This is a genomic window from Ancylobacter lacus (assembly GCF_018390635.1).
Classification (GTDB): domain Bacteria; phylum Pseudomonadota; class Alphaproteobacteria; order Rhizobiales; family Xanthobacteraceae; genus Ancylobacter; species Ancylobacter lacus.
On sequence record NZ_JAHBGE010000044.1, the window covers coordinates 1 to 25,197 of the forward strand.

At 70.6% G+C, this 25,197-nt stretch carries 22 protein-coding genes and 1 riboswitch; of the genes, 13 read left to right on the forward strand and 9 right to left on the reverse strand.

Translation table 11 applies throughout. The features are described 5' to 3' along the window. On the reverse strand, window positions 1-713 hold a 713-nt coding region (locus KHC27_RS08955), incomplete at its 3' end, for a hypothetical protein (RefSeq protein ID WP_213338053.1). Window positions 714-1,109: 396 nt separating this feature from the next. On the opposite strand from KHC27_RS08955, the gene KHC27_RS08960 reads away from it, so the two are divergent. From KHC27_RS08960 to KHC27_RS08970, 3 genes are all read left to right on the forward strand, one after another. After that, the gene (locus KHC27_RS08960) at window positions 1,110-1,538 is read left to right on the forward strand and encodes a MerR family transcriptional regulator (RefSeq protein ID WP_213338055.1); all 429 of its coding nucleotides are present in this window, start codon (window positions 1,110-1,112) and stop codon (window positions 1,536-1,538) included. Window positions 1,539-1,765: 227 nt separating this feature from the next. Then, window positions 1,766-2,383 (forward strand): 2-hydroxychromene-2-carboxylate isomerase, encoded by a 618-nt coding sequence (locus KHC27_RS08965; protein WP_213338064.1) that lies wholly within the window; start codon window positions 1,766-1,768, stop codon window positions 2,381-2,383. A gap of 36 nt (window positions 2,384-2,419) precedes the next feature. Beyond that, a complete protein-coding gene (locus tag KHC27_RS08970; protein WP_213338066.1) occupies window positions 2,420-3,085 on the forward strand; it encodes a hypothetical protein in 666 nt (221 codons plus the stop codon). A gap of 75 nt (window positions 3,086-3,160) precedes the next feature. On the opposite strand, the gene KHC27_RS08975 is transcribed toward KHC27_RS08970, so the two are convergent. Further along, window positions 3,161-4,165 (reverse strand): alpha/beta hydrolase, encoded by a 1,005-nt coding sequence (locus tag KHC27_RS08975; protein WP_213338068.1) that lies wholly within the window; start codon window positions 4,163-4,165, stop codon window positions 3,161-3,163. Between the two features lie 198 nt (window positions 4,166-4,363). On the opposite strand from KHC27_RS08975, the gene KHC27_RS08980 reads away from it, so the two are divergent. From KHC27_RS08980 to KHC27_RS08990, 3 genes are all read left to right on the forward strand, one after another. Further along, the gene (locus tag KHC27_RS08980) at window positions 4,364-4,858 is read left to right on the forward strand and encodes a secondary thiamine-phosphate synthase enzyme YjbQ (protein WP_246519785.1); all 495 of its coding nucleotides are present in this window, start codon (window positions 4,364-4,366) and stop codon (window positions 4,856-4,858) included. Between the two features lie 158 nt (window positions 4,859-5,016). Then, entirely contained in the window at window positions 5,017-5,685 is a 669-nt protein-coding gene (locus KHC27_RS08985; protein ID WP_343210874.1) for a response regulator transcription factor, read from the forward strand. Window positions 5,686-5,727: 42 nt separating this feature from the next. Beyond that, the gene (locus KHC27_RS08990) at window positions 5,728-6,756 is read left to right on the forward strand and encodes a hypothetical protein (RefSeq protein WP_213338079.1); all 1,029 of its coding nucleotides are present in this window, start codon (window positions 5,728-5,730) and stop codon (window positions 6,754-6,756) included. A 43-nt stretch (window positions 6,757-6,799) separates the two neighbouring features. Here KHC27_RS08990 and KHC27_RS08995 read toward each other — a convergent pair whose 3' ends face one another. Further along, complete coding sequence (locus tag KHC27_RS08995) at window positions 6,800-10,318, reverse strand: hybrid sensor histidine kinase/response regulator (RefSeq protein ID WP_213338088.1); 3,519 nt, start codon at window positions 10,316-10,318, stop codon at window positions 6,800-6,802. A 347-nt stretch (window positions 10,319-10,665) separates the two neighbouring features. Here KHC27_RS08995 and mscL point away from each other — a divergent pair, with 347 nt between their 5' ends. The 4 genes from mscL to KHC27_RS09015 all read left to right on the forward strand — a co-directional run bounded on the left by mscL (window position 10,666) and on the right by KHC27_RS09015 (window position 15,734). Next, window positions 10,666-11,085, forward strand: coding sequence for a large conductance mechanosensitive channel protein MscL (mscL, locus tag KHC27_RS09000; protein WP_213338090.1), 420 nt, complete (start codon window positions 10,666-10,668; stop codon window positions 11,083-11,085). Window positions 11,086-11,329: 244 nt separating this feature from the next. Then, window positions 11,330-13,183, forward strand: coding sequence for a glycosyltransferase (locus tag KHC27_RS09005; RefSeq protein WP_213338092.1), 1,854 nt, complete (start codon window positions 11,330-11,332; stop codon window positions 13,181-13,183). A 110-nt stretch (window positions 13,184-13,293) separates the two neighbouring features. Beyond that, window positions 13,294-14,502: a pyridoxal phosphate-dependent aminotransferase gene (locus KHC27_RS09010; RefSeq protein ID WP_213338100.1), complete on the forward strand. Its 1,209-nt coding sequence runs from the start codon at window positions 13,294-13,296 to the stop codon at window positions 14,500-14,502. Between the two features lie 77 nt (window positions 14,503-14,579). Beyond that, window positions 14,580-15,734 (forward strand): AbrB family transcriptional regulator, encoded by a 1,155-nt coding sequence (locus KHC27_RS09015; RefSeq protein ID WP_246519786.1) that lies wholly within the window; start codon window positions 14,580-14,582, stop codon window positions 15,732-15,734. A 107-nt stretch (window positions 15,735-15,841) separates the two neighbouring features. Here KHC27_RS09015 and hemA read toward each other — a convergent pair whose 3' ends face one another. From hemA to upp, 6 genes are all read right to left on the reverse strand, one after another. Next, complete coding sequence (gene hemA, locus KHC27_RS09020) at window positions 15,842-17,068, reverse strand: 5-aminolevulinate synthase (RefSeq protein WP_213338102.1); 1,227 nt, start codon at window positions 17,066-17,068, stop codon at window positions 15,842-15,844. 208 nt (window positions 17,069-17,276) lie between these two features. Then, window positions 17,277-17,825 carry a hypothetical protein gene (locus KHC27_RS09025; protein WP_213338104.1) on the reverse strand — a complete coding sequence of 183 codons (549 nt, stop codon included), beginning with the start codon at window positions 17,823-17,825 and terminating at the stop codon, window positions 17,277-17,279. Window positions 17,826-17,943: 118 nt separating this feature from the next. After that, entirely contained in the window at window positions 17,944-19,149 is a 1,206-nt protein-coding gene (locus KHC27_RS09030; protein ID WP_213338106.1) for an agmatinase family protein, read from the reverse strand. Window positions 19,150-19,262: 113 nt separating this feature from the next. Beyond that, a riboswitch (guanidine-I (ykkC/yxkD leader) is annotated at window positions 19,263-19,370 on the reverse strand. Between the two features lie 180 nt (window positions 19,371-19,550). Beyond that, entirely contained in the window at window positions 19,551-20,147 is a 597-nt protein-coding gene (locus tag KHC27_RS09035; protein WP_246519810.1) for a HupE/UreJ family protein, read from the reverse strand. Window positions 20,148-20,395: 248 nt separating this feature from the next. Then, the gene (gene nikR, locus KHC27_RS09040; protein ID WP_213338109.1) at window positions 20,396-20,869 is read right to left on the reverse strand and encodes a nickel-responsive transcriptional regulator NikR; all 474 of its coding nucleotides are present in this window, start codon (window positions 20,867-20,869) and stop codon (window positions 20,396-20,398) included. A 22-nt stretch (window positions 20,870-20,891) separates the two neighbouring features. After that, window positions 20,892-21,581: a uracil phosphoribosyltransferase gene (upp, locus tag KHC27_RS09045; RefSeq protein WP_281417014.1), complete on the reverse strand. Its 690-nt coding sequence runs from the start codon at window positions 21,579-21,581 to the stop codon at window positions 20,892-20,894. 401 nt (window positions 21,582-21,982) lie between these two features. Between upp and KHC27_RS09050 the strand changes: the two genes are divergently transcribed. The 3 genes from KHC27_RS09050 (at window position 21,983) to KHC27_RS09060 (ending at window position 25,186) form a co-directional block, all read left to right on the forward strand. Next, a complete protein-coding gene (locus KHC27_RS09050; protein WP_246519787.1) occupies window positions 21,983-23,440 on the forward strand; it encodes a GTP cyclohydrolase II in 1,458 nt (485 codons plus the stop codon). 63 nt (window positions 23,441-23,503) lie between these two features. Beyond that, complete coding sequence (locus tag KHC27_RS09055) at window positions 23,504-23,806, forward strand: alkylphosphonate utilization protein (RefSeq protein WP_213338112.1); 303 nt, start codon at window positions 23,504-23,506, stop codon at window positions 23,804-23,806. Between the two features lie 150 nt (window positions 23,807-23,956). Continuing rightward, the gene (locus KHC27_RS09060) at window positions 23,957-25,186 is read left to right on the forward strand and encodes a URC4/urg3 family protein (RefSeq protein ID WP_213338114.1); all 1,230 of its coding nucleotides are present in this window, start codon (window positions 23,957-23,959) and stop codon (window positions 25,184-25,186) included. Window positions 25,187-25,197: the final 11 nt, after the last annotated feature.

The following is a 25,197-nucleotide window of genomic DNA, read 5'->3' on the forward strand; positions in this document are numbered from 1 at the left end:
GCGGCGGAGCGCGCCTCGCTGGCGCGGGCATCCTCGCCGTGCCGCGCCGCCTCACTGACGTGGGTCGCCTCGCTGGCGCGGCCGATCTCGCCGGCGCGGGGGCCTTCATAGCCGCGCCCGGCGGGCGGCGCGTCGTGGAAGCGCGGCTCCGGGGCGAGGCGGGCCGAAGGCGCGCGGGCGCCGCCGCCGATCGCGGCGCGGGCCTGCGCGAGGCGCTGCTGCGCCATCGCCTCCAGCCGCTCGTTCAGCCGGCGCACGGTCTCGTCGAGGTGGGAGGCGGCGGCGGCGCTGCCCTTCTCCGGGTCTTCCAGCAGCCGCTCGATGCGCTCGTTCAGCGCTTCCAGCGCGGCGCCGAGCCCTTCCTCGCGCACCTGCTCGCGGGGGGCGCGGGCCGGGGGCGGGGTCTCGCCCTGCCGCCGCGCCAGCTTCTCGATTTCCTCGGCGAGGTCATGGACCCGGCGCTGCAGGTCGCCCACCGCGTGGTCCGCGCGCGGGGCAAGCGGGCCGGACGGCGCGGGGCCGGAAGCGGGGCGTGCGGCGGCGGATTGCGGCGGGGTGCCGGCGCGCCGGAGCAGCGTGTGCAGCTCCCCGGAGGCCAGCTTCTCGCGCAGCCAGTCGGCGAGCGGAACGCCCGCCTGACGGGCGGCATCGCGCAGCGCCATCCAGGCCTCGGCATCCATCAGGTCGTTCTGCGATGGCGCGCCCTGCCTCACCGTCGTCTCCGTTCGCGACGTTCACCGGCGGCGTCGAATCAGCGCCGCTTCCTTCGGGATGTGTCGCGACCGACTTTTCGCCCCCTTGGTAAATGTGCCGTTAAAAACCGCCGCGGGATTAACCATCGCCGGGCTCCGGTCCGCGAGGTAACCGTCGCCTCGCCGGGGCGAAACCGCTGCCCGGCGAGTCGGCCGGAAGCGGGCCGGGCGTTTAACCCTGCGTTAGCTCCGGGCCGGTCCGGAACAGGAAAATCGTTGTTTTACAACAGTGTAAGGGTCCGTTTAACAGTAACTTTCCCTAACGTCCGGTGCGACTTTCTCCCCTTGCGGCAACTGCTCTGCGAACCTGTGGTCACCTTCCCCCCAGCGGTCCCCGCAACAGCCGGAGCTGAACCCATGGATTTCACGTCCTACGAGGCCGATCGCGCCGTCGAGAGCCGGTCGATTTCCGCCGAGCCGCAGTTCTTCACCATCGGCGACCTCGCCCGTGAGTTCGGCGTCACCCTGCGCGCCCTGCGCTTCTATGAGGACAAGGGCCTGCTCGACCCCCGCCGCGAGGGCCTCACCCGGCTCTACAGCGCCGCCGAGCGCGCCCGCCTCGCCATCATCCTGAAGGGCAAGAAGCTCGGCTTCACCCTCGCGGAGATCAAGAGCATGGTGGCGCTGCGCGAAGGCGGCCCGGTGCCGCAGGGCGGCCTCGCCCTCACCCGCGAGAAGTGCGTGGAGCAGATGACCCTGCTCGAGCGCCAGAAGAACGAGATCGAGGAAGCCATCGGCGAGCTGCGCCAGATGGTCTCCGCCTTCCAGGTGCGCTCCGCCGCCTGAGGCCGCTTCCGCCGGCGTTGCCCCGCCGGCATCTTCTGCCTGAACTTCCCAGCAGCGGCGTCGGCCCCGACGTCGCTGCATTTTTATGGCCCGGCCGGCAGCACCCCGGCCTGCGGCCTCCAGGCCGCGATATCCGCGGGTCCTGATGGCCGGGAGCCTTGGCACCCGGCGGGGCTGCCTTTATCTGGAAGGGGGGTTGCCGCCGACCCCGGCACAGGGGGTGCGCCATGTTCCGGATGCTGGACTATTATTTCTCCATTCACAGCCCGTGGGCCTTTCTCGGCCATGCCGCTCTGCTCGAGGCGGCGCGGCGGCACGATGTGCAGGTGGTCTACCGCCCGGTGCTGCTCGGCCCGCTGTTCGAGGAGACCGGCGGCCTGCCGCTCGCCCGCCGCCACCCCGCCCGCCAGCGCTACCGCATGGTGGAGCTGCAGCGCTGGCGCGAGCGGCGCGGCGTGGACCTGAACCTGCGGCCGCGGCACTGGCCGTTCGATCCCGCCCTCGCCGATCAGACCATCATCGCCGCCGCCGAGGCGGGCTATGATCCCGGCCCGCTGGTGGCGCGGCTCTTCGCCGGGGTGTGGCAGCGCGAGGAGAATGTCGGCGAGGCCTCCGGCGTGCTCGCCGCCCTTGCCGAGCTGGGCCTGCCGTCCGACATCATGGTGGAGGCCACCGGCCAGCGCATCGCCGGGCTCTACGCCGACAACCGCCGGCTGGCGGTGGAGGCCGATGTGTTCGGCTCGCCCTCCTATGTGCTGGATGGCGAGGTGTTCTGGGGCCAGGACCGGATCGAACTGCTGGAGGCGGCGTTGTCGTCCCGTCGCGAGCCTTACGCCCCGCAGTGAGGCCGCCGCCGGCGCCCGCGCCGTGAGGAGAAGCCGATGCCGAAGCTGCCGAGAGCCGCCGCGCTGCTCGCCCTTGCCGCCGTTTCCCTCTCCCTGGCCGGGCCGCGCCCGGCCGGGGCCCAGCCCGCCCCGCCCGCGCCCGCGGCACCGCCCGCCGCTGCCGGGGCCGCCCCCGCCGCGCCGCCGCTGCCGGAGGACCCCGGCGCCAACCCGCTCGGCCGTGCCGGCGAGGTGGCGCCGCGCTTTTCGCTGCAGCCGGTGGAAGGCGGGCTGATGCGGCTCGATGCCCGCACCGGGGCCATGAGCTTCTGCTCCGTGCGTTCCGGGGCGTGGAGCTGCGCGCTGGTGCCGGAGGAGCGCAGCGCCTACGAGGCCGAGATCCGCCGGCTGAACGAGCGCATCGCCACGCTGGAGAAGGCGGCGGTGCCGCAGGTGCTGGCCCCGCCCGCCGCGGTGCCGGATGCCTCGCCCGGCGCGCCGGGGCCGGGTGGCGAGGCCGCCGCCCCGGACAAGACGCCCGACGCCGGCCGCGCCACGCCCGGCGGCACCCCGCCGGCCGGCGAGCAGACCACGCCGGACGAGGCCCGCGCCGCCTTCGACCGGGCGATGCGGATGGCGGAGGACGCCTTCCGCCGCTTCTACGACATGGTGCAGCGCCTGCGGCAGAACCCGCCCGGCGACACCGGCGAGGAAAAGCTCTGACGCCGCATCAGGTTGCCGCTGGAGATCCCGGCGGCACGGTGGGGACACCGCTCCGGCCCGCCGGCCCCGCCGGCCTCAGCAGGCGCCGAGGAAGCCGGCGATGCGCGCCAGCGCCTGGTCGGCCAGCGTGCCGGGAAAGCCGATGAAGACATGGCAGCCGCCGGGATAGACCGCCAGCTCCGCGCCATTGCCCGCCGCCAGCCAGCGCGGCGCCATGAACAGCGTGTCGTCCAGCAGCGCGTCGCGGGTGCCGATGGTGAACAGCGCCGGGGGCAGGCCGGCGAGATCGGCGTGGAGCGGGGAGATGTCGGTGGCGGCGGGATCGCCGCCCTCGCGCAGGTAATGGCCGACGAAGACGTTGATGTCGCGGGTGTTGAGCACCAGCGGCTCGTCGCCCCAGTTCCGCGCGCTGGGGGTGAGGCCGAGATCGTAGCAGCCGGCATTCAGGCTGGCGGCGCGGAACGGGGTGAGGCCGTGCCGGTCGCGCAGCCGCAGCAGGGTGGCGACGGCGAGATTGCCGCCGGCGGATTCCCCGCCCAGCGCGAAGCGCTCCGTGCCGAAGCGGGCCGGGCCTTCGCGCAGCAGCCACAGCGCGGCCGCCTCGCAGTCGTCCGGCGCGGCGGGCCAGGGGTTCTCGGGGGCGAGGCGGTAGTCGACCGAGACCACCGCGAAGCCGGTGCGCTCGACGAGGCGGTGGTTGAGCCCGTCATTCTCGCGGGCCGAGCCGAGGCACCAGCCGCCGCCATGGAAGTGAAGATAGACGCCCTTGGGCTGCGGCGGGGCGAGGATGCGGAGCCCCACCGGGCCGTGCGGGCCGGGAATCTCGATCACCTCGGCGAGCGGGCTTTCCGGCGCCAGCGGGAAGGGGCCCTTGCCCTCCAGCCGCAGCTTGCGCAGCACCGCCATGGGGAAGACCCAGCGGTCGGGAATGGCGCCGAGCGCCTTGAGGATGCCGGCGTTGATGGCCTTGGTGTCCGGCGCGACCGCCTCCGGGCGGAACAGCGCGGGATCGAGCGTCAGCGCCGAGGCGGATGGGGCGAGCGCCGGGGCGTTCGTCGGTGCGTTGGTCGAGGCGTTCATGGGGCGGTACCGGTCGTGAGGGACAGGTCGGGGCGAGAGGTCCGGCGCGGTGCCGCCGGCGCGTGGGAACGGCGCCCCGTGCGAAGGCCGGGATCGGCGCGGCGGCGCCGGGGCTGGCGCGCCGGCGGGCCGGGGGCGCACTATCCAAGCCCAGCCCGGCCGGTGCGTCCAGCCGTAGCGAACGGATAAGGAGAAGGCATGGCAGAGATGCAACGCGGGGCCGCCCCGCGCCACACCATCGGCCGCGGGCCCGTCCGGGCGAGCCGCATCACCCGGCGCGTCACCACCACGCTGACGGTGCGCACCCGGCCGCGCGGCTTCACCGACATCACCCGGGAGGTCGCCGCCTTCCTCGCCGAGATCGGGGCGGGCGAGGGCGAGGTGGGCGTGTTCTGCCGCCACACCTCGGCCTCGCTCGCCATTCAGGAGAATGCCGACCCCGACGTGCGGGTGGACCTTCTCACCGCGCTGGACCGGCTGGCGCCGGAGGATGCCGGCTGGGTCCACGACCTCGAAGGGCCGGACGACATGCCCGCCCATGTGAAGGCGCTGATCACCGGGCTGCACCTCGCGGTGCCGGTGATCGGCGGGCGCATGGCGCTCGGCACCTGGCAGGGGCTCTATCTCATCGAGCACCGCGCCCGGCCGCACGAGCGCGAATTGGTGGTGGCCTTCACCGGGGATGGGGATTAAAGCTCGCTGCGGTCCCCCCGGGGGCCACGGCATCACGGCCGGCCGCCCTGCGCGCAGTGGGACACCACGCCCGGTTGCGCCGGCGGCCCGCGCCGGGGATGATCGCGGGAGACGCCGGCGCGGGGGCGTGCGGCGTGCGGAAGAGGGTCGGCTGTCAGGTGGATGCGACGACGGGTTTCCGGCTGGTGATCGCGGATGATCACCCGCTGTTTCGCGGGGCGCTCGGCGAGGCGGTGGCGCGCCAGTTTCCCGAGGCCGAGCTGTTCGAGGCCGGCGGCTTCGAGGACCTCCAGGCCCTGCTGGAGCGCGAGGCCGACATGGACCTCGTCCTGCTCGACCTCGCCATGCCGGGCGTGCGCGGCTTTTCCGGGCTGATGTATCTGCGGGCGCAGTATCCCGGCGTGCCGGTGATCGTGGTGTCCGCCAATGAGGAGCCGAGCGTCATCCGCCACTGCATGGAGTTCGGCGCCTCCGGCTTCATCCCCAAGACCAGCGCGGTCGACACCATGCGCGTCGCCATCGCCGCCGTGCTGGAGGGCCGGACCTGGACCCCGCCCGATGTCGACCTTTCCGCCGGCGCGGACAAGGAGACCAAGGCGCTGGTCTCCCGCCTCGCCACGCTGACGCCGCAGCAGGTGCGGGTGCTGATGATGCTGTCCGAGGGGCTGCTCAACAAGCAGATCGCCTATGAGCTCGGCGTCTCCGAGGCGACGGTGAAGGCCCATGTCTCCGCCATCCTGCAGAAGCTGGGGGTGGAGAGCCGCACCCAGGCGGTGATCGCCGCCGCCAAGATGGAAGGCGGCTCCTTCTCGTCGACCACGGGCTGATATACGTTCTGCTGTTGGTGATCTTTTAAATTCGAAATCGACATGAATATCAGTGCTACGACTTCAAAAACGAAAGGTCGTTGGCAGACATTGTGGTCTGTTGCTGGCCCTAAGTTGCCGTATTCGCCGGTTATGATAGGAAAAGACATTATAATCGCTCAAATTTCTCCGCAAGATTTAACTAAGCTGAAGGGTGCGCAGGCGTCTGTGACCTCAATTATAGCTCCATCTGGTTCTACTGTGACTCATTATCCGCCAAGAGATCAGGTTGAAAGTCGGCATATAATGCAGATAGATATTGATGCTTGCGATGAGGGTGATGCCAAGGTTCTCTCGCAAATAATCACTGATCGAATTTTGACGAGTATGACTTTGATAGGTTCTGGCGCTCAATATTATGCGGAATTAATCAAAATAAAGGGAGAAGAAGATGAATTTTATAAACAACATGTTGAATACATAAGTTTTTCAGTCTTACCGGATGCAGAAATTTTAGAATATAATACTATTGATCACATTTCAAAAATGATGGATCTAATCGAAGATAATTCTGCGGCAGAAAACGCTTATGTTCATTTGAATTCAGCTTGGAAGCTTAAAAGTATTCATGGATCGAAGCCTCTTGAGAGGTCTATACTTCAGCATTATGTATTGTGCGTCGAGGTTGTGGTTAATGAAGTAATGAAAAAGATAAGACGCCTCTCTTCTGATCGTGTTTGCTTGGAAGAGCAAGAATTTGCACAGAGATTTTCAGAAGAACTGCCGAGTTGCGTCGATAAACCAAGTGCCATTCGGAGGGCTTCCGCGGCTCTCAGAGAGATATCCATTTCGAACACAATTTCATCTATCGCAATGGCGGCGCATGAAATTGGCGTATCTGATGAAATTACGGAATTAGCAAAAGATCTTTATAAGTTTCGTTCGCGAAATTTAAGCCATCCTGGTAAAGCCAGGCGGGAAGATTTAAATTATTGGCTTGCGTCTGGGCCTAAATTCGAAGAAATCTGCTTGGCAGATCGCGTGGCTAGGAGTTTCTTGGTAAAATATTTGGATTATAAATTGAAGAAATAAAAAAATTATCCAATTGTCTTAAATTTTCTTACTTTAAGCCGCTTTACTCCGCCGCGTTGCGGGTGACGCGCCACTGGCCGAGCAGGGCGCGCAGCGCCGCCGGGCGCAGCGGCTTGTTCAGCACCTCCATCTCGGTGGCCCGGGCGGTCTCGCGCACCTTCTTCGAGCGGTCGGCGGTGATGAGCACCGCGGGCAGGCTGCGCCCGAGCTTCCAGCGCAGTTGCTTGGCGGCCTCGACGCCGTCGGTCTCGTCGAGGTGGTAGTCGATCAGCACCACGTCCGGCGTCAGCTTCTGGTCGCGCACCGCGGCCAGCGCGCCGGCGACGTCCGCCGCCTTCACCACCCGGCAGCCCCAGCCGGCGAGCAGCGTCTCCATGCCGTCGAGAATGGCGGGCTCGTTGTCGATGCACAGCACGGTGAGGCCTTCCAGCGCCGCCGCCGGGGTGGGGGCGGGCGCCGGGGCCGGCTGCGCGGCGGGAATCGGCGGGGCGGCGGGCAGCTCCACCGAAAAGCGGCTGCCGCGCCCCACGGTGGAGGCGAGCGAGACCGGGTGGTCCAGCACCCGCGCCAGCCGCTCGACGATGGAAAGCCCCAGCCCCAGCCCGCGCTGGGCCCGGGTGCCGGCGTGGTCGAGCCGCTGGAATTCCTTGAAGATCAGCTTCTGCTTGGACTGGGGAATGCCCGGCCCGGTGTCGAGCACCAGAACCCGCACCTTGCCGCGCCGCCGCCGCACCCCGATCAGCACCCGGCCGGCGGGGGTGTATTTGATGGCGTTGGAGATGAGGTTCTGCAGCAGCCGGCGCAGCAGCCGGCGGTCGGAGCGCACCGCGGCGGAGGAGGCGACGAACACCAGCTCCAGCCCGCGCTCCTTGGCCAGCGGGGCGAATTCCAGCTCGAGCTGGCGGAAGATCTCGTCGAGCCGGAACGGGGCGAAGTCCGGCTTCATCGCCCCGGCGTCGAGCCGGGAGATGTCGAGCAGGGCGCCGAGGATTTCCTCCACCGCCTCCAGCGAGGCGTCGACATTGCGGGCGAGCCGGCTTTCCTCGCCGGCGCCGGCCCGTTCCACCAGGCTGGTGGCGTAGAGCCGGGCGGCGTTGAGCGGCTGGAGGATGTCGTGGCTGGCGGCGGCGAGGAAGCGGGTCTTGGAGATGTTGGCCTCCTCCGCCTCGGATTTGGCCTGCGCCAGCTCGGCGTTGAGGTGTTCCAGCGCCTTGGTGCGCTCCTTCACCCGCCGCTCCAGCGTCTCGTTGGCGCGCTCCAGCGCCTCGGCGGCCTCCACCGAGGGAGTGATGTCGTTGAAGGTGACCACCACCCCGCCGTCCGGCATGGCGTTGACGCGCACCTCCATCACCATGCCGCGCGGGGCGAGGCGCTCCAGGAAGGTGGCGTTGCGGCGGGAATAGCGGGCGAGCCGCTCGCGCACGAGGTCCTCCACCGCGCCGGGGCCGTAGATGCCGGCGGTGGCGTTGACCCGCACGATCTGGTCGAGCCCGACCCCGATCCGCACCACCTCGGCCGGCAGGTCCAGCATGTCGCCGAACTGCCGGTTCCAGCACACGAGGCGCAGGTCGCGGTCGAACACGGCGATGCCCTGGCGCACATGGTCGAGCGCGGTCTGCAGGATTTCGCGGTTGTACTGGATGGCGGCGGAGGCGTCGTCGAGCAGCTTCAGCGCCGCCTTGGTGGAGACGGTGCGCTTCTTCAGCAGCAGCGACAGCACGAGCCGGGAGGAGGAGGTGCCGATGGCCGAGGCCAGCAGGTGCTCGGCGTAGCGGATGAGCTGGAAGTCCGCCTCGCGCCCCGCCTCCAGCGAGACCCCGCGCATCGCCGAGACGCTCTCGAACGAGGCGCGGGTGCGGTCCTCGCCGAGATAGCGCGCCACCGTGCCGATCAGCTCCTCCACCGTCACCGGCGAGCGCCAGAGCCGGAAACTCGGCGCCACGGCGACGCGGTCGGCCTCGACGAAGATGCTGGCCTGCAGCCGCTCGATCGGCGCCGGCCGCGTGAGCATCGAGACGCCGACCAGGGTCAGCACATTGACGCCGAGGCTCCAGAACACGCCATGGGTGAGCGGCGCCGCCGCCAGCCCGAACAGCGCCTGCGGGCGCAGCAGGGCGAGGCCGAACGGCCCGGTGGCGGCGAGCCCGTGGTCGAACAGCCCGGCATCGACCAAGCTCGGCAGCAGCAGCGTGTAGCCCCAGATGAGGATGCCCGCCGCGATGCCGGCGATGGCGCCCTTGGCGGTCGCCCCGCGCCAGGCGAGGCCGAGGAAGAAGGCCGGCCCGAACTGCGCCACCGCGGCGAAGGAAAGCAGCCCGATCTGCGCGAGCTGGGCCTCGCCGCTGACGCGGTAGTACAGATAGGCCAGCAGCAGGATGACGAAGATGGCGAGCCGCCGCACCGTGAGCAGGGTGTGGCCCATGTCGCTGCCCGCGCCGGAGCGCCGGCCCCGCACCATCAGCGGCATGACGATGTCGTTCGACACCATCACCGCGAGCGCCACGGTCTCGACGATGACCATGGCGGTGGCGGCGGAGAGGCCGCCGACAAAGGCGAGCAGCGCCATCGCCTGGGCGCCGGCCGAGAGCGGCAGCGCCAGCACATACATGTCGCCCTCGATGAAGCCGGGCGGAAACACCACCAGCCCGGCGATCGCGATGGGCACGACGAAGAGGTTGATGAGCACGAGATAGAGCGGGAACAGCCACGCCGCCGTGCGCACCTCCCGCTCCGAGGTGTTCTCCACCACCGCGACGTGGAACTGGCGCGGCAGCAGCAGGATGGCGAGCGAGGACAGCACCGTCATGGTGAGCCAGCTCGACAGGGTGGTGCCGGAGGCCAGCAGCGGCAGCACGCCCTTCTCCCGCGCCTGCGCGATGAGGTCGGACGGGCCGGCGAACATGCCGAAGGTGACGAACAGCCCGACCGCGAGGAAGGCGATCAGCTTGACGATCGATTCCGTCGCGATCGCCAGCATCAGGCCTTCCTGGTGCTCGGTGGCGTCGATGTGGCGGGTGCCGAACAGCACGGCGAACACCGCCATGGCGATGGCGATGATCAGCGAGAGGTCGCCCAGCGCGGGCTGGTTGAGCCCGATGCCCTCGAAATCGCCGAGCATCACCAGCAGCGAGCCCGCCACCGCCTTCAATTGCAGCGCGATGTAGGGCAGCGTTCCGGCGATGCCGACCAGCGCCACCAGCGCCGCCACGCCCTGGCTCTTGCCGTAGCGGGCGGCGATGAAGTCGGCGATGGAGGTGATGTTCTGGGTCTTGGCGAGGCGGATGACCCGGATGAGGAACGGCCCCGCCAGCGCGAAGACCAGCATCGGGCCGACATAGATGGCGAGGAAGTCGAAGCCCTGCGTCGTCGCCAGCCCCACCGAGCCGAAGAAGGTCCAGGAGGTGCAGTAGACCGCCAGCGACAGGGCGTAGATGTAGGGCCGCCCCTTGCCGCGGCCGGGCGTGCGCTGGCGCGGCCGCCAGCGGTCGCCGAGGCTCGCCACCCCGAACAGCAGCCCCACATAGGCGAGGGCGACGGCGATGATGGCCCAGCCCTGGATCATCGTGCCTCCGCGACACGGCACTGGCGGCACACGCCGCCGGAACGGGTTTGGCGGCGCAGGCCGCGAGGAACAGGCTTTGCGGCGAACGCCGCTGGAACAGGCTTTGCGGTGGACGCCGGAACAGGTCTGGCGGACGCCGCACGGGACGGGGCGGGTGGCGGCTGCCGCGGGCGAGGATGCCCTCCGGGTGCCGCCGGTGCTGTTCTAGCACCGATCGGGCCGCGGCGCCCCCGGCGCTTGATCGTCCGGCGCGGGCGACGCACAGTCGGGCCGGGCTGCAGGCCGCAGCGCGAAGGCCCGGCGGAGGGGCAGCACTCCGGCGCCGGGCGTGAAGGAGGGCGCCGCCGATGCTGAAGGAATTCCGCGAATTCGCGATGAAGGGCAATGTGGTCGATCTCGCCATCGGCGTGATCATCGGCGCCGCCTTCGGCGCCATCGTCAGCTCCGTCGTGACCGACCTGTTCATGCCGGTGGTCGGCGCGGTGTTCGGCGGGCTGGATTTCTCCAACCACTTCATTCCGCTGGCGTCCAACGTGACAGCGACCTCGCTGGCCGCCGCGCGCGAGCAGGGCGCGGTGCTGGCCTATGGCCATTTCCTCACCGTGGTCATCAATTTCCTGATCATCGCGTGGATTCTCTTCCTGGTGGTCAAGGGCATCAACCGCTTCCGCCGCTCCGCCGCCGACGTTCCGCCCCCGCCCGCGCCACCGACCCGCGAGGAACTGCTGCTGACGGAAATCCGCGATATTCTTTCATCAAGAAATTGAAGGCGAATCGGAATAATCGGTAGACGCCATGAGCTGCGGCCCCGCCGCGGCCGCGGGGGGACGGGCGAAAGCCCGGTCCGTCGCGGCGCAACATGGCACGCGGCGGCTTCAATTCGTCGCTGCGGCGGTTCCGGCCGAGAGCCCTGCGCGCGGCCTGGGTGGGCGATCCGTGAGGTTCGTGAGTTGAAGCGGCAGCCGGCCCGGGGGCGGGCCCTGCCGGGCGAGTGAATGCGGGGGTTATACATTGACGGTTGCGTTCGTCGGCCACGGCTATCACAGGACGACATCGTCGTCGCACTGGTTCATCGATCTCCTGCGGGAGGTCGGGAAGGTGGACGTCTTCTGGGATGACAGCTGGCAGGGCGGGGCGGCGGTGGACGTCGAGCACCTGCTCGACTTCGACCATGTGTTCGTCTGGCAGGTGGAGGCCGTGGCGCGGCGGCTGAGCCTCATCGCGCCGGAAAAGCTCACCTTCATCCCGATGTGGGACGGGGTGATGCATGCCGATTACGGCTTCTGGGAGCCGCTGCGCCGGGTTCGCATCATCAGCTTCGCGTGGAGCCTGCATGAGCGGCTGCGGAACTGGGGCTTCAACAGCTTCCAGACCCAGTACTTCCCCGATCCGGCGCGATTCGAGCCGGTGACCGACTTCTCCCGCCTGCGCGGCTTTCTCTGGCAGAGGCGGCCGGAATTCGGCTGGCCGCAGGTGCGCGCGCTGGCCAAGCAGGTCGATTGGGAGTGGTTCAACCTGCATGTCGGCATCGACCCGACCTACGGCCAGATCGACCCGCCGGACATCTCGCAGATCCGCCGCCACGACATCCGGCTGACCCGCTTCTCGGTCGACCCCGGCCAGTCCCGCGCCCTCACCAGGCAGGCCAACGTCTACTTCGCCCCGCGCAGCTCCGAGGGCATCGGCATGAGCTTCCTGGAGGCGATGGCGCGCGGGCAATGCGTGGTCGCGGCCAACGCTCCCACCATGTCGGAGTACATGACCCACGGCGTGACCGGCCTGCTCTACGACATCCACAAGCTGGAGCCGCTCGATTTCAGCCGGGCGGCGGAGATCGGCGCGGCCGCCCGCCGCCATGTCGAGATCGGCTATGAGAGCTGGCTGTATGACCGCCGGGAGCGGCTGCTCGACATCCTGTTCCCCGACGCCGCCGGCCTGCGGCCGGCGCGCACCCGCGCCCAGGCGGAATGGCGGCGCGAGCCGCTGCCGCCCCGCGCCCAGCGTATCGCGCCGGCGCCGGCCCCGACCGGGCCGAAGGTGACCATCGCCATGGTGGTGCGCAACGTCATCGACTCCTTCGAGGAGACGCTGCGCTCCGTCACCGAGCAGTCCTACGACAACATCGAGATCGTGGTGGTCGACGGCGGCTCGACCGATGGCACGGTGGAAGCCCTCCGCGGCTATGCCGACGTGATCGACCGCTTCGTCTCGGAGCCCGACCGCGGCCCCTATGACGGCATGAACAAGGCCGCGCGGCTCGGAACCGGCGAATTCATCCTCTTCATGAACGCCGGCGATTCGTTCGCCTCGCGGCACGCGGTGGAGTGGGCGGTGCGGGGGGCGCCGGCGGATGCCGGCTTCATCATCGGCCACCACATCTATCTCCGCCTGTCGGGAGCGGAGGAGCTGCATCGCGCCGCGGATTTCGAGCAGACCTGGGCGCATCTGCGCAAGGGCGCCCTCAGCTTCTGCTGGCTGTCCGGCATACCGGGCCATCAGGCCACCTTCACCCGGCGCCAGCTTCTGGTGGACCATGGCGGCTACGACCTGCGCTGCCGGATCGCGGCGGATCACGAGTTCATGTACCGCATGCGGGCGCGGGGCGTGAGGTTCCACCACTGCGGCGAGATTCTCGCGCTCTATGCCGAGGGCGGCTTCTCCTCCGTCAATGTGAAGGCCTGTATCCAGGAGTGGGGCCAGATCGCGGCCCGCTACGGCAACCGGCGCTCGGCCGAGAAGTTCTTCACCAACCGCCGCTTCAACATCGACGCCCATCTTCCGATCCCGTGGTGGAAGCGGATGTACTACGGCTTCATTAAATGGAAGCGGCATCCTCTCGGCCGCTGGCGCAAGAAGAAGCGGTGAGGCCGGCGCCCATTCATCACCGGGCGCGATCGTCGCCATAACGCCTTGTCGATGGCCGGCACGGGGGATCGGACGTATCCTCTCCCGGCCCGCCGTCAGCCGAGTGACCCATGACCGCCTCCGCTTCTCCCTTCATCACCCCGCCCTCCCTGCTGGACCATGTGCGCCCGGAGGCGCTGGCGGTGCCCCATAGCGGCATCGTCGAGGTGATGAATTACGGCCGCGAGCGGCCGGGCATGATCCCGCTCTGGGCCGGGGAGGGCGACCTGCCGACGCCGTCCTTCATCAGCGAGGCGGCGACTCGCTCGCTGGCGGCGGGCGAGACCTTCTACACCTGGCAGCGCGGCATTCCCGAGCTGCGCGCCGCCATCGCCCGCTACATGACCGGGCTCTACGGCGTGCCGGAGGACCCGGAGCGCTACTACGTCACCGGCTCGGGCATGCAGTCGATCCAGATCTGCATCGCGATGACGCTCTCGCCCGGCGACGAGATCATCATTCCCACCCCGTCCTGGCCGAACGCCGCCGCGGCGGCCCAGGTGGCGGGCGCCCACCCGGTGCTGGTGCCCTATGCCTATGACGACGTCCACGGCTTCTCGCTGGACCTCGACCGGCTGGAGGACGCGGTGACCCCGCGCACGCGGGCGATCTTCATCAATTCCCCCTCCAACCCCACCGGCTTCGTCGCCGAGCACGAGACGCTGCGCGGCGTGCTGGACATCGCCCGCCGCCACGGGCTGTGGATCATCGCCGACGAAATTTATGGCCGGTTCTACTACGGTGCCGGCGAGGGCGGGCTCGCGCCCTCCTTCCACGACGTGATGGACCCGGAGGACCGGGTGCTGTTCGTGCAGACCTTCTCCAAGAACTGGGCGATGACCGGCTGGCGCATCGGCTGGATCGAGGCGCATCCCTCGCTCGGGCCGGTGATCGCCAATCTGGTGCAGTACGCCACCTCGGGCGTCGCGCCCTTCATGCAGCGGGCCGGCGTGGTCGCGCTGGACCGGGGCGAGAGCTTCGTCCAGCACCAGATCGCGCGGGCCCGGCGCGGCCGCGACATCGTCGCCGACGCGGTGATGGCCACCGGCCGGGTGCACGCCGCCAAGCCGCCCGGCGCGTTCTACCTGTTCTTTGGTGTCGAGGGCGAGACCGACATGCGGGCGCTGGCGCTGAAGCTGGTCGACGAAGCCAATATCGGCCTTGCCCCCGGCACCGCCTTCGGGCTCGGCGGCGAGCGCTTCATCCGGCTGTGCTTCGCCCGTGGCGAGGCACAGCTCGCCGAGGCCGCCGACCGGCTGGTGACGTGGCTGACGCGGTGAGCCTGCGCCGTGGGGCCGACGACGGTGGCGGCCACGGCGCGCGCCGCCGGCATTGACCGCGGGGCGGAATCGGGCGCATGGCTCCGGGCGGCTTCCTCATCCCCCGCCCCATGCCGCTGATTCCTTCGCTGATCCCCCGACTCACCCCACCCTCGCCCCGCGCGCTCGCCCGGCTGGCGGCGACGCTCGCCCTCGCGGCGGCCGGCGGCACCGGCTTCGCCTATGGCGGCATGCCGGTGGGCTGGTTGTCCGGCGCGCTGGTGGTCACCGCCGTCGCGGCGCTGGCCGGGGTGCCGGTGGGCATTCCCGCGCCGCTGCGGCAGGTGACCTTCGTCGTGCTCGGCACCTCGATGGGCGCGGCGCTTTCTCCGGAGACGCTGCACGGCATGGAGACCTGGCCGGTCACGATGCTGGTGCTCGGGCTGTCCGTGCCGGTGATGATGGCGGCGGTGGTGCTGTATCTGGAGCGCGTCGCCGGCTGGGACCGCCGCAGCGCCTTCTTCGCCGCAGCGCCCGGCGCGCTCTCCGCCGTGCTGGTGATGGCGGAAACCAGCGGCGCCGACACCCGGCGCGTGGTGTTCGGCCAGTCGCTGCGGCTGTTCGTGCTGGTGGCGCTGCTTCCCGCCGCGCTGGGCGGGCTCGGCCACCAGCCCGTCGGCACGCTGCCGGACATGCCGGTGGTGCCCGATCTCGCCAGCCTCGCCGCCTCGCTGCTGGTCGGCGTCGCCGGGGCGCTGGTGGCGGAACGGGTCCGCTTTCCCGGGGGGGCGCTGGTCGGCGCGATGCTGGCGAGCGGGGCGGTGCACGGGGTCGGCCTGCTGCAAGGCCGGCTGCCCGACCCCTTCCTCATCGCTGGCTTCGTCGTGCTCGGCGCCAATACCGGCAGCCGCTTCGCGGGAACGCGGCTGGAAACGCTGCGCCGCTTCCTGGTGGACGCGCTGGCCGCCTTCGCCATCGCCACCACCGTCTCGGTGCTGTTCGCCCTGCTGGGCTCCTGGGTCGCCGGGGAGCCGCTGGTGAAGGTGCTGGTGGCCTATGTGCCGGGGGCGCTGGAGGCGATGACCATCATGGCCTTCGTGCTGGGCATCGACCCCGCCTTCGTCGCCGCGCACCACCTCGCCCGCTTCGTCGGGCTGTCGCTGCTGATCCCGCTGGTGGTGCGGCTGTTCTTCGGCGCGGCGGTGGTGCCCTCGGTGAACGCCGACCCCGACCCCGGCGAGACCAGGGACTGAGCCCCGGCCCGCCGGCCCCGAAACGACCAGTCCTGAGACGAAACCGCCCGGCACGTCGCCGGGCGGCTGGGCATCGCGAGGCGCCGGCGCGCCCGCCGGCGGCGGGCCTATTCCGCCGCTTCCGCCCGCGACTCGAAGGGCAGGCCGAGCCGGCTCCACACATCCACCAGCGCGCGGGCGAGCTGCGCCACCAGCGCGTCGTCGTGGAACGGGCCGGGGGTGATGCGCAGCCGCTCGGTGCCGCGCGGCACGGTGGGGTAGTTGATCGGCTGGATGTAGATGCCGTGCTCTTCCAGCAGCAGGTCGCTCGCCGCCTTGCAGGCGGTGGCGTCGCCCACCATCACCGGCACGATATGGGTGGAGGTGGCGAGCTGGGGCAGGCCGGCGGCCTCCAGCGCGCGCTTCACCTTGGCGACCTGGGCATGCTGGCGGGCGCGCTCGGCCCCGGAGGCCTTGAGGTGGCGCACCGAGGCGGCGGCCGCCGCCGCCACCGCCGGGGGCAGCGCGGTGGTGAAGATGAAGCCCGGCGCGTAGGAGCGCACGGCGTCGATCACCGAGGCGCGGCCGGTGATGTAGCCGCCCACCACGCCGAAGGCCTTGCCCAGCGTGCCCTCGATGACGTCGACCCGGTGCATCACCCCGTCGCGCTCGGCGATGCCGCCGCCGCGCGCGCCGTACATGCCGACGGCGTGGACCTCGTCGAGATAGGTCATGGCGCCGTAGCGCTCGGCGAGGTCGCAGATGGCGCCGATCGGGGCGACGTCGCCATCCATGGAATAGACGCTCTCGAACACCACGAGCTTGGGCCGCCCGCCCGCCGCCTTCAGCAGCTCCTCGAGATGGGCGAGGTCGTTGTGGCGGAAGATCTGCTTGTCGCGCCCGGCCTGCCGCACGCCCTCGATCATCGAATTGTGGTTCAGCGCGTCGGACAGCACCAGGCAGTCCGGGATCAGCCGGGCGAGGGTGGAGATGCCGGTCTGGTTCGAGATGTAGCCGGAGGTGAAGACGAGGCCGGCTTCCTTGCCGTGCAGGTCGGCGAGCTCGCGCTCCAGCTCGACCACGGCATGGCTGTTGCCGGAGATGTTGCGGGTGCCGCCGGCGCCGGCGCCGGCCTGCCGGGCAGTGGCGCACATCGCCTCCACCACGTCGTCATGGCAACCCATGCCGAGATAGTCGTTCGAGCACCAGATGACGATGTCGCGGGCGCCTTCCGGCCTGTGCCAGACGGCGTGCGGGAAGCGGGCGGCGTCGCGCTCGATCTCGGCGAAGGTGCGGTAGCGGCGCTCGCGGCGAAGCTCGTCGACGGCGTCCTCGAAGAAGCGTTGATAGTCCATGGCACATCCTGACCGCCCGCTGGCGACACGCTCGCGGGAGACGTTGGCGCGCGGGCGACCTTCCTGACGGGATGGCAGGCGCGCCTCAGGGCGGCCCGCGCCGGTCGAACGCGCGGATGAGGGGCACCTTGGACTTTGGAGACGTTCCGATCAACCCGCGCGCGGCGCGGCGCGGCGATCGGGCGCGCCCGCGTGGACGGCCTCGCGCTCACGACTGCGCGAGCGCGCGGACCTCCCCGAGCGTGAGCGGGCGCGGCGCCCGGCCGTCGAAATAGACGAAGCGCAGCCGGCGGCGGCGCGACACCATTTTCCCCGGCAGCGGGTCGTAGCGGAAGCTGCCGCCGCCGAAATGCGGCATCACCGCGCCGACATCGGTGGTTTCGTCGCTCTCCACCCGCAGCAAGGCGAGTTTCGCCCCGTCCGCCGCCACCGCCTCGAACGGCACATTGGCGAGGCGCAGGAAGGAGGTGGGGTCGCTGGCCGAGGCGAAGCCTTCCACGAAGGCCTGCTCGACGAGGTCGAGATCGGGCTCGGCGCGGGCCGGCTCCTCCGCCGCCGGCTGGGCCGGCAGATGCGGGGTCTGCCACTGCGCGGCACGGCGCGGGCCGTGGCCGTGATTGTGGCCGGGGCCGTGGGCAGGGTCGTGCGCATGGCTGTGGCCGTGATCATGGGCATGGTCGTGATCATGGCCGTGCGCATGCGCATGGCCGCCGCCGCCATGGTCGTGATGGTGGTGATGGTCGTGGCCGCGATGCATGTCTCGGCTCCTGTCTTTCTCGGCTCGGCCAGTGCCGGCCGGATGTGCCGGCCGCCTTGCGCGATAGCCGGCGGCGGGTGCGCCCCGGCGGCCGCGGATGGCGGCCGGGGCGGGGCCCTCAGAAGTTCACCGGCTTGTCGATGATGTGCTTGTGGCTGCCGAGCTTGCCATGGGCGACCATGGAGCCGAGCGCCTCCACCACCACCCGCAGGCCGAACAGGGCGGTGATGTCCGAGGTGTCGTAGGGCGGGGAGACCTCGACCACCTCCAGCCCGCACAGCCCTTCGGCGGCGACGAGGCCGAGGATCTTCAGCGCCTCGCGCGGCAGGAAGCCGCCCGGCTCCGGCCAGCCGGTGCCCGGCACGAAGCCGCAGTCGATCGAATCGACGTCGAAGGAGATGTAGACCGCGTCGGCGTCCTTCCACGCGAGTTCGAGCGCGATCTCGGCGGCCTTCTCCAGCCCGATCTTCTCGATGTCGTCGATGGTCAGCACGTTGGTGCCGCGCTTGCGGGCCTCCTGCACGCCGTAGCGCGGCACCTGCCAGCCGCCGATGCCGAGCTGCACGAGATTCTTGGGCGAGACATTCGGCAGGTTGGTCGCCCAGTACCACGGCGTGGTGTGCATCCGCTCGTCGAGATCCTTTTCCTGGATGTCGATGTGGCGGTCGAAATGGATGATGCCGATGCGCTTGGAGGTGCATTCGGCGATGCCGCGCACGCAGGGAAAGCCGATCGAATGGTCGCCGCCCAGCATGATCGGCAGCGCCCCGGAGGAGAAGACGTGGGAGACGCCCTTCGAGATCTGGTCGAAGCTTTTTTCCAGATTGGCGGGGATGGTGAAGACGTCGCCGACGTCGCACAGCGTCATCTGCTCGCGCAGGTCGACGCCCAGCTCGTAATTATAGGGCGTGTAGAGCGCGGAGATGCGGCGGATGCCCTGCGGCCCGAACCGGGTGCCGGGGCGGTAGGTGGTGCCGCTGTCGAAGGGAATGCCGAGCACGGCGGCGTCATATTTGCCGACGTCGCGGACGTTCTCGATGTAGGGCGCCTTCATGAAGGTGTTGATGCCGGCGAAATGGGGCAGCTCGCCGCGGGCGAAGGTGGGGATCGACTTGTCGTTGATCGAGTCCGCGCCGGGCAGGCCCATGTCGAGCGCCCATTGCTGCTCCTTGCGCCAGCCCTCCTCGGAGAGCTTCTCCTCGGCTTCCAGCGACTTCCAGCCCTGCATGCCCTTCACCTCGAAATTGGGGTGATGGCGGCGCAGGCGTTCGGCCCGGCCGAGCGGGCCGGCAATGCGGGTGGAGCGAAGGGGGAGGGGGCGCATGGTCTCGAATCTCCTCGCCAGATGGCAGCGGTCCGGTTCCGGGTCGCGGCAGGGTCTGGCGGAAGCCGGCGGAGCACAACCCGGCGGCCTTCGCTGCGACCCTCGCCGCACGAGCCTCCCGGGCTTTTGTCCCGCCGTGGACCCGGCGCATGTCTCCGCCCCGGGCTGTCCCTCTCGGACCAGCGCATGCGGGGCATGCCGGAACCCTAGGGACGCAGCGAGCCTAGCAGCGCCGAAGCCGGGGACAAGCCCGGATTTGCGGCAGCCGTCGCGCCGCCGCGCCGAAAGTTTCGGCGTGCCCGCCCTCCTGAAACGAAAGAACCCCGGCCGGGGCCGGGGTTCTGTGAGGAAGACGGGAGCGCGAGGCGCCGCGAGCTGAAATGAAGCGCGGCGTCGCGGCCTCAGAGCGCGCCGGCCAGCAGGCCGACGCCGGCGATGGCGACGAGGGCGCCGACCGCCTGGCCAAGGCGCGGCGCGCGTTCCATCGCCAGCCGCTCGATGGCGAAGCCGAAGGCGATGCCGGCGGCGTGCAGCAGCGCGGTGGCGGCCATGAAGCCGGCGCCATAGGCGAGGCCGGAGGCGCTCTCCGGCATCTCGGCGCCATGGGCGAAGCCGTGGAACACCGCGAAGGCGCCGACCATCGCCATCGCCGCGGCGAGCGGCCAGCGCACCGAGCGCAGCGCCACCGCCGCGCCGAGCGCGATGACCGAGGCGGCGATGCCGAGCTCGACATGCGGCAGGGCGAGACCGGCCATGCCGAGCGCGCCGCCGGCCGCCATCAGCACCACGAAGCTCGCCGGCACCGCCCACAGCGCGCGCCCGCCGAGATGGGCGGCGAAGAGGCCGACCGCCACCATCGCCAGCACATGGTCGATGCCGCTGACCGGGTGCAGGAAGCCGTGCACCAGGCCGGCCGCCTCGCCATGGCCGGGATGGGCGAAGGCGAGCGACGGGCTCAGCGCGAACAGCGCGGCAAGGCCGCTCCGGCGCAGGGACATGGCGCTCCGGCGCAGGGACAGGGCGCCCCGGCGCAGGGACATGGCGCCCCGGCGCGGGCCGGTGGACGAGACGACGTTGGACATGACAACCCCTCGGGATGGGCAGGCCGCCTTCGGAAGCTCCGGTGCGTACGTCTGCGTAAGATGATTTTGCCCAAACAGCATATGCCGGGGCCACTGCCCGTCAATCCCGTTTCGCGGCAGTGAACGCAGGTCACAGGGGACGCAAATCGCGTGCCGGGACGGCTTCAGCCCTCGTGGGGATGGAGGTGCGGATGCGGGTGCGGAGGGGCAGGCTCCGGCGTCTCGCCGGCCGGCAGCATGTGGAGGTGGCCATGGCGCACGCCGCGCTGGGTCACCACGCTGTCGGCGAGCCGGCTGAGCGCGCCGGCCGGGCCCCGCAGCACCGCCACTTCGAGGCAGGTGTCGTGGTCGAGATGCACATGCATCGAGGCCACCGCGAGGTCGTGGTGGCCGTGCTGCACCTGGGTGAGGCGGCGGGCCAGCTCCCGCTTCTCGTGGTCGTAGACATAGCTCAGCGTGGCGTAGCAGCGCGCCGCGCCCTCCGCCCCGGCCGGCGCCTCGGGCGCCTCGGGCGCCAGCAGCGCGCGGCGCAGGGCGTCGCGCAGCGCTTCGGAGCGGTTGGCGTAGCCGTGGCGCGCGGCATGGGCGTCGAGCGCTTCCAGCAGCGCGTCGTCGATGGTGAGGGTCACGCGCTGCATCGGGGGCTCGCTCTCGGGGCGCTCACTTGGTGCCGAAGATCCGGTCGCCGGCATCGCCGATGCCCGGCACGATGTAGCCGTGGTCGTTGAGGTGGCTGTCGACCGCCGCGGCGTAGACCGGCACGTCGGGATGGACCGAGTGGAACGCCTTCAGCCCCTCCGGCGCGGCGATGAGGCAGACGAACTTCACCGACTGGCAGCCCGCCGCCTTGACCTCGGACACCGCGGCGGCGGCGGAATTGCCGGTCGCCAGCATGGGGTCGAGCACGATGGCGGTGCGCTCGGAAATGTCGCGGGGCAGCTTGAGGTAGTATTCCACGGCGGCGAGCGAGACCGGGTCGCGGTAGAGCCCGACATGGCCGACCCGGGCGGCGGGCAGGATGTCCAGCATGCCTTCCAGAATGCCGCCGCCGGCGCGCAGCACCGAGACGAGGCAGAGCTTCTTGCCCGCCACCACCGGGGCCATCATCTTTTCCAGCGGGGTCTCGATCTCGATCAGCTCCAGCGGCGTGTCGCGCGTCACCTCATAGGCGAGCAGCATGCTGATCTCGCGCAGGAGCTGGCGGAACTCGTTCGCCGGCGTGCGCGAGCGGCGCATCAGGGTCAGCTTGTGCTGGATCAGCGGGTGATCGACCACGATGGTGGTGCCCTCCGCCCCGGCGACGGCGGGAGCATCGGGGGCGGTCGCGCTGGGGGCGGTCGCGTCTGTCATGAGGGCGTCGGCTCGCTCTGGAACGGTGGAGGGGCGCGCGGACGGCGTGCCGGGGGACAGGCTAGCGGAATTCGGGCCGGCTTGTCGCGGTCCTTGGCGCCACCCCGGCCGCGGGGGAGTGACGCCCTCTGGCGCCGCCCCGGCCGCGGGACTGGCGGCTCGGGCGCGGCTCTGCCCGCGCGGGATTGATGCTGTTGGCGCGGCCCTGCCGCGCCGGGTGCCGGTGTCCGGCTTCGGGGAAGCGCCGGTGCGCCGCAACCGGAGCGGGCGGCGTGGCTGGCGCGGGGCTGGCGTCGCCGCCGCGACCCCCTCTTGCGAAAGATGGGGATTCGCGCTCTGCTTCGTTGCTTCCCTGCTCCGGTTGCGCCCGTTGCGCCGCCGGCCGAGAAGCGAGTGAGTCCATGACGGCAGTTGTCGAGACACCTGCAAGCTCCGTTGCCCTTTCCCCCGATTCGGCGCCGGTGGCGGCGCTCCTGCAGGAGCACCTTCTGCGGGACGCGGCGGCGCCCGTCGCGGCCTCGCAGCCGCCCGTGGCCGAGACTCCCGTTCCCGATGCCGGCGTCCGCCCGGCCGATCCCCTTCCGCCGCCGCCCGTCGTGGCGCCCGCGGCGAAGGCCCCGGCGCCCCGCCACATCAAGCTGACCTCGCACGGCGCGGCGACCGGCGTTGCCGCCGATGCGCCGGCTCTGCACTGGGGCGCGCCGACCCCGGCCGAGCGCGGCCCGGTCGTGGCCACCCTCACCGATCCGAAGCGGCGCAACGCCATCGGCACCCATGCCGGCGGCTATGCCGTGTATCGGGCACTCGCCATCGCCGCCGGGGCGCTGCCGGCCGATTTCCGCGCCGACCTCACCAACACCGCGCCCTCCGACGCCATCGGCCCGCACCCGCAATGGGGCGACCCGGGCAAGATCGTCTCGCTCGACCCCTGGGGCCATCTGGTCGGCGAGGCCTTCGCGGCCGAGCTCGCCGCCGGCCTCGATGTGCGCCCGACCATCGCCATCACCCGCGCCCATATCGACATGCCGGAAATCCGCGACGCGCTGCGCGCCGGGCGTCTGGCGATCGACGGCGACATCATCGGGCCGAAGGGCGATGTGCGCGTCACCAAGGCGGCGATCGACCCGGTGTGGTACCTGCCCGGCATCGCCGAGCGGTTCGGCGTCTCCGAGGGCCGGCTGCGCCGCGACCTGTTCGAATATACCGGGGGCATGTTCCCCGAGCTCGTGACCCGCGGCGACATGAAGGTGTTCCTGCCGCCCATCGGCGGCATGACGCTCTATATGTTCGGCGATCCCGCGCGGATCGGCGACGGCGTCACCCCTCTCGCCTGCCGGGTGCACGACGAGTGCAACGGTTCCGACGTGTTCTCCTCCGACATCTGCACCTGCCGGCCCTACCTCGCCCACGGCATCGAGATGTGCGTGGAGATGGCGCAGAAGGGTGGCACCGGGCTCGTGGTCTACAACCGCAAGGAAGGCCGGGCGCTGGGCGAGGTGACCAAGTTCCTCGTCTACAACGCCCGCAAGCGGCAGGAGGGCGGCGACCGGCCCGACGCCTATTTCAAGCGCACCGAATGCGTCGCCGGGGTGCAGGACATGCGGTTCCAGGAGCTGATGCCGGACGTGTTCCACTGGCTCGGCATCACCCGCATCGACCGCTTCGCCTCGATGAGCGACATGAAGTTCAACGCGCTGGCCCGTGCCGGCATCGAGGTTGTGGAGCGCGTGCCGATTCCCGACGATCTCATACCCCCGGATGCCCGGGTGGAGATGGAAGCCAAGGTCTCGGCCGGCTATTACGGCGCGGGCTTCACCAGCCGGTACGACGCCACCAAGGGGCGCGGGCTGACGGAGTGAGGCCGCACGCCGCCCGCGAGTCGCGCACGGGCGGCGCGAGATTCCCTGGCGACCGGAACGGACATGGCCGGCGAAGACGACGAATATGTATATGACGAGGCGACCGGCGAATGGCGCCCCGCCTCCGAGATGGCGGCGGCGGCCGCGGCGGCCGCCGTGGTGCGCGACGCCTCCGGCAACGTGCTGGCGGACGGTGATTCCGTGGTGCTGGTGAAGGACCTCAAGGTGAAGGGCGCCGGCCAGACCCTGAAGCAGGGCACGGTGATCCGCTCCATCCGCCTGACCGACAACCCGGACGAGATCGACTGCCGGCACGAGACCATCAAGGGCCTCGTGCTGCGCACCGAGTTCGTGCGCAAGCGCTGACAGGCGCCCCCCGGCCGGTCGAGCGCCGGGCGGGGCCTCATCGTTCTTCCCGCCGGCGCCGGAAGGGCCGGCGGGGAGGCTCCGCAGTCTCGGCCGGCCCGCAGGCGCTGCGGCCGGCGGTCCGTCCCCGCGACGGCGCAGGGAGAACCCATGACCCCGCCCGAACTTCTCGCCCTGCGCTCGCCCTCGGCGGTGCGCGCCCGCTCGCATCAGGTGCTGGACCATGTGCGCGCCGGCCGCTCGCCCCATTTCACCGTCGAGGAGGCCGCGCTCGGCGAGGTGGCCGACTATGTGGCGGCGGTGACGCGGCAGGACTATCCCACCCTCGACATTCCCTATCACAGCCGCTGGCGCCACTTCGCCGCCGGCGGCCGCGACCGCTGGGCGGCGCTGGCGGCGGACGCGCTCGCCGCGCTGGACGCCCGCGAGCGCGCCCGCACCATGGTCGACCTCGCCGTGGTGAGCGTGCTGCTGGACGCCGGGGCCGGCGACGCGTGGCGCTACCGCGAGCCGGGCGGGCTGGTGATCGGCCGCTCCGAAGGGCTGGCGGTGGCGAGCCTCGCCATGTTCGCGGCCGGCGGCTTCTCCTTCTCCGCGCAGGACCCGCTCCGGGTCGACGCCACCGCGCTGATCGGCATCGACGCGGCGCGGCTCGGCGCCTTCTTCCAGGCCGGGCCGGACAACCCGCTGGTCGGGCTGGAGGGACGGGTGACGCTGCTCAACCGGCTCGGCCAGGCGCTGGCGGCGCGGCCCGACCTGTTCGGCGCCAACCCGCCGCGGCCGGGCGGGCTGGTCGACGCGCTGGCGGCGGAGGCGCCGCTGGGCCGGCTGCCGGCGGCGCGCATCCTCGCCGCGCTGCTCGACGGGCTGGCCCCGATCTGGCCGGCCGGGCTGGTGGTGGAGGGGGTCGCGCTCGGCGATGTCGGCCGCCACCCCGCCATCGTCACCGGCGATCTTTCGGAAGGGCTGGTGCCGTTCCACAAGCTGTCGCAGTGGCTGACCTATTCGCTGCTGGAGCCGTTCGAGGCGGCCGGGCTCGCGGTGACCGACCTCGACGACCTCACCGCGCTGCCGGAATACCGCAATGGCGGGCTGCTGCTCGACCTCGGGCTGGTGGTGCCGCGCGCGCCGCTGGACCCCGCGCAGAAGCACCCGCCGGGTTCGGAGATGGTGGTGGAGTGGCGCGCCCTCACCGTGGCGCTGCTGGACCTGCTGGCGGACGCGGTGCGCGAGCGGCTCGGCTTCACGCCCGACGCCTTTCCGCTCGCCAAGCTGCTGCAGGGCGGCACCTGGACCGCCGGCCGCCGCATCGCCGCCGAGCGGCGCCCGCCCGCCGGGCCGCCGCCGCTCGCCATCCTCGCCGACGGCACGGTGTTCTGACCCCGCACCGC

Bases quoted from the DNA above. Each gene is read 5' to 3' on its own strand.
- KHC27_RS08960 (WP_213338055.1), top strand. From the start codon at position 1,110: ATGGATTTCACGTCCTACGAGGCCGATCGCGCCGTCGAGAGCCGGTCG.
- KHC27_RS08965 (WP_213338064.1), top strand. From the start codon at position 1,766: ATGTTCCGGATGCTGGACTATTATTTCTCCATTCACAGCCCGTGGGCC.
- KHC27_RS08970 (WP_213338066.1), top strand. From the start codon at position 2,420: ATGCCGAAGCTGCCGAGAGCCGCCGCGCTGCTCGCCCTTGCCGCCGTT.
- KHC27_RS08975 (WP_213338068.1), bottom strand. From the start codon at position 4,165: ATGAACGCCTCGACCAACGCACCGACGAACGCCCCGGCGCTCGCCCCA.
- KHC27_RS08980 (WP_246519785.1), top strand. From the start codon at position 4,364: ATGGCAGAGATGCAACGCGGGGCCGCCCCGCGCCACACCATCGGCCGC.
- KHC27_RS08990 (WP_213338079.1), top strand. From the start codon at position 5,728: ATGAATATCAGTGCTACGACTTCAAAAACGAAAGGTCGTTGGCAGACA.
- KHC27_RS08995 (WP_213338088.1), bottom strand. From the start codon at position 10,318: ATGATCCAGGGCTGGGCCATCATCGCCGTCGCCCTCGCCTATGTGGGG.
- mscL (WP_213338090.1), top strand. From the start codon at position 10,666: ATGCTGAAGGAATTCCGCGAATTCGCGATGAAGGGCAATGTGGTCGAT.
- KHC27_RS09010 (WP_213338100.1), top strand. From the start codon at position 13,294: ATGACCGCCTCCGCTTCTCCCTTCATCACCCCGCCCTCCCTGCTGGAC.
- KHC27_RS09015 (WP_246519786.1), top strand. From the start codon at position 14,580: ATGGCTCCGGGCGGCTTCCTCATCCCCCGCCCCATGCCGCTGATTCCT.
- hemA (WP_213338102.1), bottom strand. From the start codon at position 17,068: ATGGACTATCAACGCTTCTTCGAGGACGCCGTCGACGAGCTTCGCCGC.
- KHC27_RS09025 (WP_213338104.1), bottom strand. From the start codon at position 17,825: ATGCATCGCGGCCACGACCATCACCACCATCACGACCATGGCGGCGGC.
- KHC27_RS09030 (WP_213338106.1), bottom strand. From the start codon at position 19,149: ATGCGCCCCCTCCCCCTTCGCTCCACCCGCATTGCCGGCCCGCTCGGC.
- KHC27_RS09035 (WP_246519810.1), bottom strand. From the start codon at position 20,147: ATGTCCCTGCGCCGGAGCGGCCTTGCCGCGCTGTTCGCGCTGAGCCCG.
- nikR (WP_213338109.1), bottom strand. From the start codon at position 20,869: ATGCAGCGCGTGACCCTCACCATCGACGACGCGCTGCTGGAAGCGCTC.
- upp (WP_281417014.1), bottom strand. From the start codon at position 21,581: ATGACAGACGCGACCGCCCCCAGCGCGACCGCCCCCGATGCTCCCGCC.
- KHC27_RS09050 (WP_246519787.1), top strand. From the start codon at position 21,983: ATGACGGCAGTTGTCGAGACACCTGCAAGCTCCGTTGCCCTTTCCCCC.
- KHC27_RS09055 (WP_213338112.1), top strand. From the start codon at position 23,504: ATGGCCGGCGAAGACGACGAATATGTATATGACGAGGCGACCGGCGAA.
- KHC27_RS09060 (WP_213338114.1), top strand. From the start codon at position 23,957: ATGACCCCGCCCGAACTTCTCGCCCTGCGCTCGCCCTCGGCGGTGCGC.